We start from the raw sequence: 12,692 nt of genomic DNA on the forward strand, positions 1-12,692 counted from the left end.
CATCGGCATGTTGGTGTGGGAGCGGCCGGAGCCGCCGGATCGACCGATGCCGGCCCCGCTGAGCCGGGAGCGGATCGTCCGAGCCGCTATCCAACTCGCCGATGCGGACGGCCTGGACGCGGTGTCGCTGCGCAAGGTCGCTGCGGCGCTGGACGTCGGACCGATGCGGCTGTATGGCTACATCGCCACCAAGGAGGAGTTGCTCGACCTGATGGTCGATGCGGTCCACGCCGAGATCAGGCCGACCGGAGACGGTTGGCGAGAGGTGTTGCGTGCCTTTGCCGAAACCATCCGGCACGCCGCACACCAGCACGAATGGCTCGCCGACCTGCTCGGCGGGCGGCCCCAGCTCGGGCCGAACACACTGGCCAGTGGAGAGGCCGTGCTGGCCGCGATGGGCGGCGTCGACCTGGACACTGTCGTACCGGCGGTCGCCGCGGTCAATGCGTACGTTATCGGCGCGATCCGCCGAGAGATCACCGAGCGACGCGCCGAGCGAGCCTCCGGGATGGACGAGAAACAGTGGCAGGCCACCTTCGGGCCTTACCTACAGCGAACCTTCGCCAGCGGCCGATTCCCCGCGCTGGCCACGGTCGTCCACGATGGCCCCCACCTGGACGCCGACCAAACCTTCCGGACCGGCCTCGACTTCCTCCTCGACGGCATCGAAGCCCGCATCTCGAGCTGACGGGTGGCCGAGGGGCCGGACGAGCGAACTCCCTGCACAACGAACTCGGTCCTCGCACATCCGGCGGATATCCGCCGGTCGCGCGAGGACCGAGTCAGGTCGGGGTCAGGAACCGAAGCGCGCGAGAACGGCGCTGGCCTCCTGGGAGGCGGTGCCTCCCTGGGCGAGATGGTTCATGGCGGTGGGGATTTCGCGGCCGTGGTGGGCCATCGCCTGGGTGTAGAGGCGGCCTGCGCGGTACGAAGACCGGACCAACGGTCCCGCCATCACACCGGCGAAGCCGATTTCCTCGGCCATCTTGGAGTGCTCGACGAACTCCTCCGGTTTCACCCAGCGGTCGACGGGGTGGTGCCTGGGTGAGGGGCGCAGGTACTGGGTGATGGTGAGGATGTCGCAGCCTGCTTCGTGCAGGTCGCGCATGGCCTGGGTGACTTCTTCGGGGGTTTCGCCCATGCCGAGGATCAGGTTCGACTTGGTGACCAGGCCGTCTTCGCGTGCCGCGGTGAGCACCGAGAGGGAGCGTTCGTAGCGGAAGGCGGGGCGGATCCGCTTGAAGATGCGAGGAACCGTCTCGAGGTTGTGTGCGAGCACCTCGGGGCCTGACGAGAAGACCTCGGCGAGCTGGTCGGGCTCGGCGTTGAAGTCGGGGATGAGGAGTTCGACGCCGGTGTTGGGGTTCAAAGCCTTGATGGCGCGGACGGTTTCGGCGTAGAGCCAGGCGCCGCCGTCTTCCAGGTCGTCGCGGGCGACGCCGGTGATGGTGGAGTAGCGCAGGCCCATGGCCTGGACGCTTTCGGCGACGCGGCGGGGCTCGTCACGGTCGAGCGCGGCGGGTTTGCCGGTGTCGATCTGGCAGAAGTCGCAGCGTCGGGTGCACTGCTCGCCGCCGATGAGGAAGGTGGCTTCGCGGTCCTCCCAGCACTCGAAGATGTTGGGACAGCCTGCCTCCTCACACACCGTGTGCAGGCCCTCGCGTTTGACCAGTCCCTTGAGCTCGGTGTACTCGGGGCCCATCTTGGCCTTGGTGCGAATCCATTGAGGTTTGCGCTCTATCGGGGTCTCCGCGTTGCGCGCCTCGATGCGAAGCAGTTTGCGTCCTGCCGGTGCTGAAGCTGAGGTCACTGGATTGATGCTACGCCCGGCCGAATCGCCTTCCCCGGCCTGGGCAACCGGCCTCGCGCCCGCGCACCCCGTAGCGCCTGGGGACGGCTGTGACACCGGGTGTTCGGCTGTCATCGCGATTCGGCGGGGGCGATGGGCGGTACGACGCGCGCGATATCGTGTGCGGTCACCGGGAGTTCGCCGTTCAGTGCGCGGGTGATCGCGTCGGCGACTACGGGCTTGATTTCCGCGACGGTTACCTCGCGGCCGAGCTCGCGGGTCAGCGTGGTGACGCCCGCGTCGCGGATGCCGCACGGCACGATTGCTTGGAAGCCGTCGAGGGCGGAATTGCAGTTGAGCGAAATGCCGTGCAGCGCAACGCCACGCTGCACGCGCACGCCGATGGCGGCGATCTTGCGTTCGGCGAGGAGGTCGGTGGCGGGTAGCCAAACGCCCGATCGGCCTTCGATCCGGCCGCAGCTCAGACCGAGGTCGGTACACGCCGTGATCAGCGCTTCTTCGAGCCTGCGTACGTACTGCACCACGTCAACGGGCTCGGCGAGGCGCACGATCGGGTAGCCGACGAGTTGGCCGGGCCCGTGCCAGGTGATCTTGCCGCCGCGATCGACCTCGACCACCGGGCTGCCGTCGATAGGCAGATCCTCGGCCTCGGTGCGACGGCCCGCCGTGTACACCGACGGATGCTCGAGCAGCAGCAGCTGATCGTTTCCGATGCCATCGGCCCGCTCGGCGGCGATCTTGCGCTGGAGCTCCCAGGCGCTGTGGTAGTCGATGAGTCCGAGATCCTGGACCACGATCGGGGTCGTATCGAATCTGGCGGACCACGTGGTGCGCGTGTCGTTCACGACGTCGACGGTACGCTCAGCCCGTTCACAGGTTCTACCGATGTGGTGTGGGGGATGCCACACGGTAACCGGCTCGGCTGCGCACTCGGCACGACTGCTACCGGAGTCTGCGCGACTGTCGCGGGAGTCGGCGCGACCACCTCTCGAATCGCCACGACGCGATCGGTGTGTGATAGCCGTCAGTGCGGGTCGATGGGCAACGTCAGCTGCATCAAGGTCAGGTCCATCCAACGCTCGAACTTCCACCCCACTTGCGGCAGTTCGCCGACAGTGTGGAAGTCGAAGCGTTCGTGTAGTGCGATCGAGCCGGTGTTGCTGGTTTCGATCGCGGCGATCATCGCGTGCACGGTGCCGGAGAGGCGCGCCCGTGCGACGAGTGCGGTGAGCAGTGCGGTGGCGACGCCGCGTCGCTGGAATCGGTCCGCGACGTACACCGAGTTCTCCACTGTGTAGCGGTAGCCGGACTTGGGCCGCCATGGTCCGTAGCTGGCGTATCCGGCAACGTCGCCGTTGATGTCGGCGATGAGGATGGGCAGTCCCGCTGCGGTGCGGGTCTCGAACCAGGCCTGCCGCTCGTCGAGACCTACCTGCTCCTCGTCCCAAATGGCCGTGGATGTAGCGATATTCGCGTTGTGGATCTCGAGCACCGACGGCAGGTCACGCTCGGTTGCGTCGCGGATGACCGTGATCGGTCGTGCCTTTAGTTCGGTCATCGATCATCTCCCTCGCGACCCAACGTCGCCGCGAGCGCGGCGCCGATGGTGTGGTGCTGGAACGGGTAGCCCGCCTCCTCGAGGGCGGTGGGGATGGCCCGTGGGCCGTGCAGGATCGCCTCCTGCGCGAATTCGCCGATCAGTGCGCGCAGCGCGAACGCGGGCACGACGAGTGGGGTCGGCCGGTGCAGTGCACGGCCGAGGGCCCGGTTGAACTCGGCATTGGTGACCGGTGCGGGGCCGACAGCGTTGATCGGTCCTGCGATCGTGTCGTTGGTGAGCGCGAAGATGATCGCGCCGATCTCGTCGTCCATCGAGATCCACGGCGTGTACTGCCTGCCGCTGCCGAGTCTGCCGCCGAGGCCGAGCGAGTACAGCGGCTGCAGCATGCTGAGCATACCGTCGCCACGGGACAACACCACCGCACTGCGCAGCAACACTGTGCGCACGCCTGCTGCGGTAGCGGGTTCGGTCGCGGCCTCCCAGTCACGGCACAGCGTGGCGAGGAAGCCGGTACCGGCGGGCGAGGTTTCGTCGACCACCCGATTGCCGGTCTCGCCGCCGTAGAAATGCACGCCGCTGCCGTTCAGCAGGACAGGAACGCCCACGCCGGCCACGGCATCGGCGAGCACATCGGTCGGGGTGATTCGGCTGTCGCGCAGCTCTTGTTTGTAGCTGCCGTTCCAACGTCTTCGCCCGATGCTCGCGCCGCACAGGTTGACCACCGCGTCGGCGCCGCGCAGGGCCCGCTCGTCCAATTCGGCGCGAGCGGGGTCCCACACGTATTCGTCGGGGGCGGCGGCCGGACGGCGCACCAGGCGGGCGACTTCATGCCCGTTTCGGCGAAGTGCCGCGACGAGCGCCGTCCCGATCAGACCGGACGAACCGGCGATCACCACCTTCATGCGTGCGTGTCCGACCTTCCCGAATTACAGGCCGAGATCAGCTTCGAATGCCGCTTCCTCGAGCCGGTGCCGGATCGTGGTCAGGAAGCGACCGGCGTCGGCGCCATCAATGAGGCGGTGATCGTAGGTGAGCGGCAGATAGCACATCGACCGGACGCCGATGGATTCGTTGCCCGTCTCGTCGGTGACGACAACGGGCCGCTTGACGATCGCACCCGTGCCGAGCATGCCCGCCTGCGGCGGTACCAGGATCGGGGTGTCGAACAGCGCGCCCTGGCTGCCGATGTTGGTGATGGTGAAGGTGCCACCGGACAACTCGTCCGGCTTGAGGCCACCGTTGCGAGTGCGGTTGGCGATGTCCGCGATCGCGCGAGCCAGCCCCGCGAGCGACAGGTCGCTCGCGTTGTGGATCACCGGGGAGAGCAGACCCTGCGGGGTGTCGACGGCAATGCCGAGGTGCACCGAAGCGTGGTAAGTGATCTCCTTGGTGCCCTCGTCGTAGCTGGCGTTGACGTTCGGGTGCACACCGAGCGCCTCGACGACCGCCTTGGCGAAGAACGGCAGGAACGTCAGGTTGACGCCCTCACGGTCCTTGAACGAAGCCTTGGCGACGCCGCGCAGCGTGGCGATCTTGGTGACGTCGGCCTCGTGCACCTGGGTCAGCTGCGCGGTGGTCTGCAGCGATTCCCTGGTCTTGGTCGCGGTGATCTGGCGGATACGGCTCGCCTTCTGGACGGTGCCACGCAGATGCGCGAGCTGCGACTGGGGCGCGGCCGGTGCTGCTGCGGGAGCCTTGGCGGCAGCCGCGGGTGCCGGCGGTGCGGCGACCGGAGCCTTCTTGGCTTCAGCGGCGGCGAGTACATCCTGCTTGCGGATGCGTCCACCGACACCGGAGCCGGTCAGTGCCGTCAGATCGACGCCGTTCTCGTCGGCCAGCTTGCGGACCAGCGGAGTGACGTACGGGGTTGCGCCATTGCCGGAGGTGTCCGGGGCTAGTGCCACGGCGGCCGGAGCCGGAGCCGCGGGAGCCGGAGCGGCGGCTGCGGGGGCAGGTGCAGGTGCAGGTGCGGGCGCTGGTGCGGCTGGTGCCGGAGGCGGAGGCGGAGGCGTGGGTGCCGGTGCGGCGGGTGCGGGAGCCGGGGCAGGCGCAGCGGGAGCCGCGGCGGCCGGGGATCCGCTGCCGACAACGCCGAGTTGTCCACCGACCGCGACAACATCGTCTTCCTGCGCGGTGATCTCCAGCAGGGTGCCTGCGACGGGCGACGGGATCTCGGTGTCCACCTTGTCGGTGGAGACCTCGAGCAGTGGCTCGTCGATCGCGATGTCGTCACCGACGGCCTTCAGCCAGCGGGTGACGGTGCCCTCGGTAACCGATTCGCCGAGTTCCGGCATCTTGACCGGGGTGCCCGACGTGGCACCGGCCGATGGTGCGGGGGCTGCCGCTGGTGCGGGGGCCGCTTCGGCCACCGGCGCGGGAGCCGGTTCCTGTGCGGGCGCTGGTTCTGGTGCTGCTTCGGGTGCAGGAGCTGCGGCAGGTGCCGGTGCCTCACCGGCTTCACCGATCACGCCGAGTTCACCGCCGACCTCGACCACATCATCTTCTTGGGCGACGATCTTCGACAACACGCCCGCGATTGGCGACGGGATCTCGGTGTCGACCTTGTCGGTGGAGACCTCGAGCAGTGGCTCGTCGACCTCGACCGTGTCTCCTTCCTGCTTCAGCCACCTTGTCACCGTTCCCTCGGTGACGCTCTCACCAAGAGCCGGCATCTGGACGGAGAAGGCCATGTCCGTTGACTCCTCTGACTGCTCGACGGGTTTTGCAACAGTTGATCTCGCTGCGAACACTCACCGCGAGTTGCGCTGAGTGCTCGAAAGCCACCGATCATTGTGCGTGGCACCGCAGATCCGTGTGGTTCTTGTACCGCGTTCCATCCTTGCACTCGTCTGCTTCTCACGTAGCACAGGGCAGCGAACTGTACCGGGCTGGCAAGATGGGAAGTCCGGTGACGAGCGATTCCCGGTGTTGGACAGGAGGTCGTCTGCGGTGGGTTTGCTGGATCGTTTTCGTGGCGCCGCGCGCCGCGGTAGCGGCGCTCTACGTGCGGGTTCCTCGAGCGATGATGACGTCCGCTACCTGGCTCGGTGGGTGCGCACCCATACCGGGGTCGAGGGCTATATCGAGCCGAAGACCACAGTGACCGACGTCACTGTCGTGCTTATTGCCGTTGATGGGGAATGGACGCGCCGGGTGGTCGGCGAGCGCGGGGCGCGACGGCTTGCCGGAGATTTGCGCATCCCGGTCTACGACGTAGGCAAAACGGGTTATCCGCAGCGGATGCGCGATTACGATGCCCGCAAGCGCATCGAACGCCAGCGCGCGATGGAACGGGATCTGCGCGATCTGTAGCCCGGCCCGCTGTTTCGTTCAATATGTTCACCTGATCCCGCCCGGCTTCGGGCGGGATCAGGTGACCTTCGGCCGCCGGGGGCACTACCCGGCGGCGATGTCCTCGATGACCGCGATGAGCGTGCGGACCGGCACTCCGGTGCCGCCCTTGCCGATGTAGCCGAACGGGCCGCCGGTGTTGTAGGCCGGACCGGCGACATCCAGGTGTGCCCACTGCACGCCTTCGGGCACGAACTCCTTGAGGAACAGCGCGGCCGAGAGCATGCCGCCCCATCGGTGCGGTGCGACGTTGGCGAGGTCGGCGATCTTGGAGTTCAGATCCGCGCGCAGTTCAGTGGGAAGCGGCATGGCCCAGCCGTTTTCGCCGACCCCGCGGGAGATCTCGGCCACCCTGTCGCGGAACTCCTCGGTGCCCATCACGCCCGGGGTCCTGGTGCCGAGCGCGACCATCTGCGCACCGGTCAGTGTTGCCACGTCGATGATGTAGTCGGGCTCGTCCTCGGCGGCACGCACGATGGCATCGGCGAGGATGAGGCGGCCCTCGGCGTCGGTATTGAGCACCTCCACGGTGGTACCGCCGTACTGGGTGAGCACGTCACCGGGGCGCTGCGCGGTGGCCGATGGCATGTTCTCCGCCATCGGAACGGTCGCGACGACCGTGACCGGAAGCCCGAGGCGCGCGGCGAGCAGGACGGTGGCCACGACCGCGGCGGCGCCGGCCATGTCCGAGGTCATGTTTTCCATGTTCTGCGCGGGCTTGATGGAGATGCCGCCGGTGTCGAAGGTGACGCCCTTGCCGATCAACGCGATCTTCTTCGGACCGCCCGCGTAGGTGATGCGGACAAGCCGCGGCGGGCGCGAGGAACCCTTGCCGACGCCGAGCACGCCACCGTAACCGCCCGCCTCCAGGGCCGTTTCGTCGAGCACCTCGACCTCGAGCCCGGCCGCCTCGGCCAATACCTGCGCGCGCGAGGCGAATTCGGCGGGGAAGAGGTGACTCGGCGGGGTATTGACGAAATCCCGTGCGGTGGCGACGGCTTCGGCGACCAACTGCGCCTTGATCAGCGCCGCTTCGCCGAAGTCGGGCTCGGGCACAAGCAATTCGACCCTGGCCACCGGGCGCTCGTCCGGCTTGGGTGCGGACTTGCCCGATCTGAACGGTGTGAAGGCGTAGGCGCCCAGGTAGAAGCCCTCGGCGGCGGCACCGATATCGAGGCCCGAGAGCGTGGTCGCGACGAGCTCGGTTCCGGACAGCGCACGCGCGGCCACACCGGCCGAGCGGCGGATCTGCTCGGCGTCGATCTTGTCGGCCGCGCCGAGGCCGACCGCGAGCACGCTGGTCACCCCGTCGAGCCCGGCGGGCGCAGGCACCCTTGTCAGTTCCTCTGCTTTGCCCTTCGCCCCGACCGCGCCGAGCTGGTCCAGCAATTCCGCGCGGATGTCGGCGTCGAGCACGTCACTGAACAAGTCGTCGGGCGCGATCGCCGGGCCGTTCTCGGAGGAGGTCAATCCGATGACGAGTACATCGGTGTCGGGGCCGACGGTTTGCGTGCGAGCCAGGTCCGGTCCAAGTGGACGATCTGCAACAGCGGTCATGGGCCCAGGCTATTAGGTAGCCGGTGGGTGACGCATCACGACGTCGTCGAGCCGCAGTAGTGCGGGGCATCGAGCAGGGCGTCGAGATCGGTTTCCAGGCCGGTGGGAGTGCTGGTGAAGAGTCGGTGCGGCACCGTCGGGTGAAGTTCAGCATCCGGGTCACGCAGCGTGTGGCGAAGTAGTGGCAGCAACTGTGCGCTGTCCATATCTTGGCGAAGACACTCCGAGGAGAGGACGACACATGGGCACACTATTGACGGTTCGGCGGGAAGACGGCGGTCGTCGCGACGCGCTGATCGAGGCGTTCACCGAGGCCAGCGCGGACGAGACGGCGACGGTTTGGGTGCTGGAAGGGTATTCCGTCGAGCAGTACCAGTCCGGCTACGTGCCCGCGATGATCGACGATGCGTTGCGGGCTGACGAGGTGTGGACCGCGGGGACCGATGACGAGGTGTGGGCGGTGTCGCTCTGGCAGCACGTCACCTCCGCGACCCGGTTCGAAACCGAAGCCGTCGAAGCGCGGGAGCGCGCCGACGCGATGCCCGACCTGCGCCCACTACAGCGGGTTGCCACCCTTACGGAACTGCTCGCAAGGGAGCACCCTCGGGAATTCCCGCACCGCTACCTCCAGGTGATCGTCACGGTGCCGCGGCATCGCGGCAAAGGCGCGGGAGCCGCGATCCTCGGTGACCGGTTGAAGGCCGCCTCCGATGCGGGCGTCCCTGCGTTTCTCGAAGCGAGCACCGAGCGGTCGGCCCGGCTGTACACCCGAAACAGATTCGTGCGCGACAGCGTGACGCACACGCTGCCCGAAGGCGGACCGACGTTGATCCCCATGTGGTTCCGAGGCTGACGCCCGTCGTGGACCGAGCCGCCGCGGCGCACTGCGCCGATGTCGAGGGGGCGTATTCGGGAGCGGCGAGCGTTCGAGTGTGCGGGGCGTCGACGCCGAGAGTGTGCCTCGCCGGTACCGATCCGAGGGCGGATCGGGTCGCGTTAAGCTCGCCCGGTGACCGAGACGAACCTGCTGCAAGGCCCGATCCATGACGTCCACGTCGAGCTCGGGGCGATTTTCGCGCCGTTCGGTGGGTGGGAAATGCCGGTGTCGTATGCGGGGACTGTTGCCGAGCACCAGGCGGTTCGCACAACGGTCGGATTGTTCGATGTGAGTCATCTCGGGAAGGCGACCGTGCGCGGTGCCGGCGCTGCCGCGTTCGTGAACTCGGCGCTCACCAACGACCTCGGCCGTATCCGTCCAGGCAAGGCTCAGTACACCCTGTGCTGCGCGCCCGACGGTGGTGTGATCGACGATTTGATCGCCTACTACGTCAGCGATGACGAGATCTTCCTCGTTCCCAATGCCGCCAACACCGCGGCGGTCGTCGCCGAGCTGCGGAAGGTCGCGCCCGAAGGGATCACGGTGACCGACGAGCACCGCGAATACGGTGTGTTCGCGGTGCAGGGACCGCGTTCGACCGAGGTACTCGCCGCACTCGGGCTGCCAACCGAGATGGAGTACATGGCCTACGCCGACGCCGAGTGGAATGGTCGACCGGTCCGGGTGTGCCGCACTGGCTACACCGGCGAGCACGGCTTCGAGCTGCTGCCCCGCTGGGCCGACGCGGCGCCGTTGTTCCGCGCTCTCGTCGAGCAGGTGCGCGCCGCCGATGGTCAACCCGCTGGCCTCGGCGCCCGCGACACCCTGCGCACCGAAATGGGCTACCCGCTGCACGGACACGAACTCGCACTGGATATTTCGCCGGTCCAGGCCCGCGCCGGCTGGGCCGTCGGCTGGAAGAAGCCCGAATTCTGGGGCAAAGCCGCTCTGGAACAGGAGAAGTCGATGGGCCCGCGTCGAATCCTGTTGGGCCTTAAGGCACTCGACCGCGGTGTGCTGCGCCAGGGACAGACGGTGCTGCGCGACGGCGAGCCGGTCGGCGAAACCACCTCGGGCACCTTCTCGCCCACCTTGAAGATCGGCATCGCCCTCGGCCTGCTCGACACCGAGGCCGACTTGCAGCCCGGCGACGAGGTCGAGGTCGACGTCCGAGGCCGACGCCTCCGCTGCGAGGTCATCCGCCCGCCCTTCGTCGACACCAAAACCAAATAGGGCCGCGCCCCGATCAGTGGCTCGCACACACGCTGTCTCGGCGTGTCGGTACACAAGTTGCTATGCGCGGGCGCCGAAAAAGTGACGTCCGCGCAAGCATGCCGAACACGCGTACGCCCGGGAATCGGTGCCGGATAGGATCAGGCTCATGACCGTCGCCGCACAGTTCACCCGTGTTCCGCATCCTGCGCCGACCCCGGCGCCGCGGGTACAGGAGATCCTCGCGGCACCCGGGTTCGGGCGCTTCTTCACCGACCACATGGTGTCGATCGACTACACCGAGGGTGAAGGCTGGGGCAACGCCCGCATCGAGCCGTACGGGCCACTGGCCATGGACCCGGCGACCATGGTGTTCCACTACGGCCAAGCCATCTTCGAAGGTCTGAAGGCCTACCGCCAGCACGACGGCAGCGTCTCCTGCTTCCGCATCGACGCGAACGCGACGCGGTTCCGCAAGTCCGCACGGCGCATGGCGATGGCCGAACTGCCGGAGGAACTATTCATCGAGTCCGTGCGGCAGCTGCTCGAGCTCGACGGTAGTTGGGTGCCGGCGGCGGGCGGCGAGGATTCGCTCTATCTGCGCCCGTTCATGTTCGCCACCGAGGCCGGGCTCGGCGTCAAGCCCGCGTCGGCCTACAAGTACCTGCTGCTCGGTTCCCCCGCGGGCGCGTACTTCCCGCGCGGCGTCAAACCGGTCCGGGTGTGGCTGTCCACCGAATACGTGCGTGCCGCGCCCGGCGGCACCGGCGAAGCCAAGGTCGCGGGCAACTACGCCGCCTCATTGCTCGCCCAGGCGCAGGCCACCGAGCAGGGCTGCGACCAGGTGGTCTGGCTGGACGCCTGCGCCCGCAGCTACGTCGAGGAGATGGGCACCAACAACCTGTTCTTCGTCTTCGGCTCCGGCTCAGACGCGCGCCTGGTGACCCCGGAACTGTCCGGCTCGCTGCTGCCCGGCATCACCCGCGACTCCCTGCTGACCCTGGCCGCCGATGCGGGTTACCCGGTCGAGGAGCGCAAGGTCTCGGTCGAGGAATGGCGCAAGGGCGCCGAATCCGGTGAAATCACAGAGGTTTTCGCCTGCGGCACCGCCGCCGTCATCACCCCCGTCGGCTGGGTCCGCTCCACCGACGGCGAATTCTCCATCGGCGGAGGCGAGCCCGGCGAGGTCACTATGGCCCTTCGCGACACCCTTACCGGCATCCAACGCGGCACCTTCGCCGACATCCACGGCTGGATGCGCGGCATGTGACTTGCGGACCACACCGGATCCGCAGCCCGGCTAGCTGGGCATGAACATTTGCCATTCGTCGAGGGTTTTGGGTCGCATCACGTAGTTGGTGGCTTTGACCGAGGACAGTGCGGCGGAGGGTTCTTCGGAGTACCAGTGCCCGGGGTAGACGATAGGGTCGCCGGGCAGGTCGGCGAGGTTGCGCAGGCTGCGGAACATCGCGTCGGAGTCGCCACCGGGGAAGTCGGTGCGGCCACAGCCGTCGACGAAGAGAGTGTCGCCCGCGATGAGGCGGTTGTCGAACAGGAAGCACTGGCTGCCGGGGGTGTGGCCGGGGGTGTGCAGGAGTTCGATATCGAAGGCGCCGACGGTGACCTTGTCGCCGTGCTGGTGGCCGGTGAGTTCGCTGGGTGCGATGCCGGTGACATTGGCGACCCATGACAGTTCTTCGGCATTGATGTGCACGGGGACGCTTGTCTTTTCGAGCAGCTCGCGCACACCGCGCAGGGTGAAGCCGAGCATGGTGCCACCCACATGGTCGGGATGATGATGGGTGGCGAGCACGCCGGTCAGCCGCAGCCCATCGGCCTCGGCGATATCGACGAGGTCACCCGCCGCATACGCCGGATCCACCACCAGGCATTCGCCGGTCTCACGGTCACCGATCAGATATGCGAAATTTCGCATCTGCGTCGCGATCGGATCACCTACGGCGAAGTCTCGCCCGGCCAACAGCTGACGAAAATACAGGCGCTCGGAAGACATACCGCACACCTTATTGCCCGACCCAGACGATTCGTGCGGCGCGGCCGGAAAAATTCCAGTGACCCAGACTGTGTTATCCAACACCTGGGCCGCGGCAGCCTTCGACCGCGCATGGCAGGAGCGAAGGCGGAGGTACGCCTAACAGGTGCAGCCGGACGGAGTCCGTCATTCGACCGCGCATGGCAGGAGCGAAGGCGGAGGTACGCCTAACAGGTGCAGCCGGACGGAGTCCGTCATTCGACCGCGCACGGCCGGAGCGAAGGCGGAGGTACGCCTAACAGGTGCAGCCGGACGGAGTCCGTCATTCGAC

Annotated in this window: 13 protein-coding genes; 5 read left to right on the top strand and 8 right to left on the bottom strand. The window is 67.5% G+C overall.

Annotated elements, in window-relative coordinates:
• The first annotated feature begins 7 nt into the window (after positions 1 to 7).
• Positions 8 to 688, top strand: a complete 681-nt coding sequence (locus ACLMAJ_RS10060; RefSeq protein WP_412013306.1) for a TetR/AcrR family transcriptional regulator — start codon at positions 8 to 10, stop codon at positions 686 to 688.
• A gap of 105 nt (positions 689 to 793) precedes the next feature.
• Here ACLMAJ_RS10060 and lipA read toward each other — a convergent pair whose 3' ends face one another.
• The 5 genes from lipA to sucB all read right to left on the bottom strand — a co-directional run bounded on the left by lipA (position 794) and on the right by sucB (position 6,061).
• Positions 794 to 1,810: a lipoyl synthase gene (gene lipA / locus ACLMAJ_RS10065; RefSeq protein WP_412013307.1), complete on the bottom strand. Its 1,017-nt coding sequence runs from the start codon at positions 1,808 to 1,810 to the stop codon at positions 794 to 796.
• A 110-nt stretch (positions 1,811 to 1,920) separates the two neighbouring features.
• Positions 1,921 to 2,655, bottom strand: coding sequence for a lipoyl(octanoyl) transferase LipB (lipB, locus tag ACLMAJ_RS10070; protein ID WP_412013308.1), 735 nt, complete (start codon positions 2,653 to 2,655; stop codon positions 1,921 to 1,923).
• Between the two features lie 179 nt (positions 2,656 to 2,834).
• Positions 2,835 to 3,368 carry a GNAT family N-acetyltransferase gene (locus ACLMAJ_RS10075; RefSeq protein ID WP_412013309.1) on the bottom strand — a complete coding sequence of 178 codons (534 nt, stop codon included), beginning with the start codon at positions 3,366 to 3,368 and terminating at the stop codon, positions 2,835 to 2,837.
• Positions 3,365 to 4,273 (bottom strand): TIGR01777 family oxidoreductase, encoded by a 909-nt coding sequence (locus ACLMAJ_RS10080; protein ID WP_412013310.1) that lies wholly within the window; start codon positions 4,271 to 4,273, stop codon positions 3,365 to 3,367. Before ACLMAJ_RS10080 ends, ACLMAJ_RS10075 begins: the two co-directional genes overlap by 4 nt.
• Before the next feature lie 24 nt (positions 4,274 to 4,297).
• On the bottom strand, positions 4,298 to 6,061 hold the full coding sequence (sucB, locus tag ACLMAJ_RS10085; protein WP_412013311.1) for a 2-oxoglutarate dehydrogenase, E2 component, dihydrolipoamide succinyltransferase: 1,764 nt from the start codon (positions 6,059 to 6,061) through the stop codon (positions 4,298 to 4,300).
• A 259-nt stretch (positions 6,062 to 6,320) separates the two neighbouring features.
• On the opposite strand from sucB, the gene ACLMAJ_RS10090 reads away from it, so the two are divergent.
• Positions 6,321 to 6,683, top strand: a complete 363-nt coding sequence (locus ACLMAJ_RS10090) for an oxidoreductase (RefSeq protein WP_412013312.1) — start codon at positions 6,321 to 6,323, stop codon at positions 6,681 to 6,683.
• 84 nt (positions 6,684 to 6,767) lie between these two features.
• On the opposite strand, the gene ACLMAJ_RS10095 is transcribed toward ACLMAJ_RS10090, so the two are convergent.
• Positions 6,768 to 8,279, bottom strand: coding sequence for a leucyl aminopeptidase (locus tag ACLMAJ_RS10095; protein ID WP_412013313.1), 1,512 nt, complete (start codon positions 8,277 to 8,279; stop codon positions 6,768 to 6,770).
• Between the two features lie 35 nt (positions 8,280 to 8,314).
• Positions 8,315 to 8,485 carry a hypothetical protein gene (locus ACLMAJ_RS10100; RefSeq protein ID WP_412013314.1) on the bottom strand — a complete coding sequence of 57 codons (171 nt, stop codon included), beginning with the start codon at positions 8,483 to 8,485 and terminating at the stop codon, positions 8,315 to 8,317.
• Positions 8,486 to 8,520: 35 nt separating this feature from the next.
• Here ACLMAJ_RS10100 and ACLMAJ_RS10105 point away from each other — a divergent pair, with 35 nt between their 5' ends.
• The 3 genes from ACLMAJ_RS10105 (at position 8,521) to ACLMAJ_RS10115 (ending at position 11,638) form a co-directional block, all read left to right on the top strand.
• The gene (locus tag ACLMAJ_RS10105) at positions 8,521 to 9,132 is read left to right on the top strand and encodes a GNAT family N-acetyltransferase (RefSeq protein ID WP_412013315.1); all 612 of its coding nucleotides are present in this window, start codon (positions 8,521 to 8,523) and stop codon (positions 9,130 to 9,132) included.
• A 156-nt stretch (positions 9,133 to 9,288) separates the two neighbouring features.
• A complete protein-coding gene (gene gcvT / locus ACLMAJ_RS10110) occupies positions 9,289 to 10,389 on the top strand; it encodes a glycine cleavage system aminomethyltransferase GcvT (protein WP_412013316.1) in 1,101 nt (366 codons plus the stop codon).
• Positions 10,390 to 10,537: 148 nt separating this feature from the next.
• Positions 10,538 to 11,638 (top strand): branched-chain amino acid aminotransferase, encoded by a 1,101-nt coding sequence (locus tag ACLMAJ_RS10115; RefSeq protein ID WP_412013317.1) that lies wholly within the window; start codon positions 10,538 to 10,540, stop codon positions 11,636 to 11,638.
• A 30-nt stretch (positions 11,639 to 11,668) separates the two neighbouring features.
• On the opposite strand, the gene ACLMAJ_RS10120 is transcribed toward ACLMAJ_RS10115, so the two are convergent.
• On the bottom strand, positions 11,669 to 12,382 hold the full coding sequence (locus ACLMAJ_RS10120) for an MBL fold metallo-hydrolase (protein WP_412013318.1): 714 nt from the start codon (positions 12,380 to 12,382) through the stop codon (positions 11,669 to 11,671).
• Positions 12,383 to 12,692: the final 310 nt, after the last annotated feature.

This window comes from Nocardia arseniciresistens, from assembly GCF_046764875.1.
Taxonomy (GTDB): domain Bacteria; phylum Actinomycetota; class Actinomycetes; order Mycobacteriales; family Mycobacteriaceae; genus Nocardia; species Nocardia arseniciresistens.

Excerpts from the sequence above, each read along its gene's own strand:
- ACLMAJ_RS10060 (WP_412013306.1), top strand. The coding sequence starts at position 8 with ATGTTGGTGTGGGAGCGGCCGGAGCCGCCGGATCGACCGATGCCGGCC.
- ACLMAJ_RS10075 (WP_412013309.1), bottom strand. The coding sequence starts at position 3,368 with ATGACCGAACTAAAGGCACGACCGATCACGGTCATCCGCGACGCAACC.
- ACLMAJ_RS10080 (WP_412013310.1), bottom strand. The coding sequence starts at position 4,273 with ATGAAGGTGGTGATCGCCGGTTCGTCCGGTCTGATCGGGACGGCGCTC.
- sucB (WP_412013311.1), bottom strand. The coding sequence starts at position 6,061 with ATGGCCTTCTCCGTCCAGATGCCGGCTCTTGGTGAGAGCGTCACCGAG.
- ACLMAJ_RS10095 (WP_412013313.1), bottom strand. The coding sequence starts at position 8,279 with ATGACCGCTGTTGCAGATCGTCCACTTGGACCGGACCTGGCTCGCACG.
- ACLMAJ_RS10100 (WP_412013314.1), bottom strand. The coding sequence starts at position 8,485 with ATGGACAGCGCACAGTTGCTGCCACTACTTCGCCACACGCTGCGTGAC.
- ACLMAJ_RS10105 (WP_412013315.1), top strand. The coding sequence starts at position 8,521 with ATGGGCACACTATTGACGGTTCGGCGGGAAGACGGCGGTCGTCGCGAC.
- ACLMAJ_RS10115 (WP_412013317.1), top strand. The coding sequence starts at position 10,538 with ATGACCGTCGCCGCACAGTTCACCCGTGTTCCGCATCCTGCGCCGACC.
- ACLMAJ_RS10120 (WP_412013318.1), bottom strand. The coding sequence starts at position 12,382 with ATGTCTTCCGAGCGCCTGTATTTTCGTCAGCTGTTGGCCGGGCGAGAC.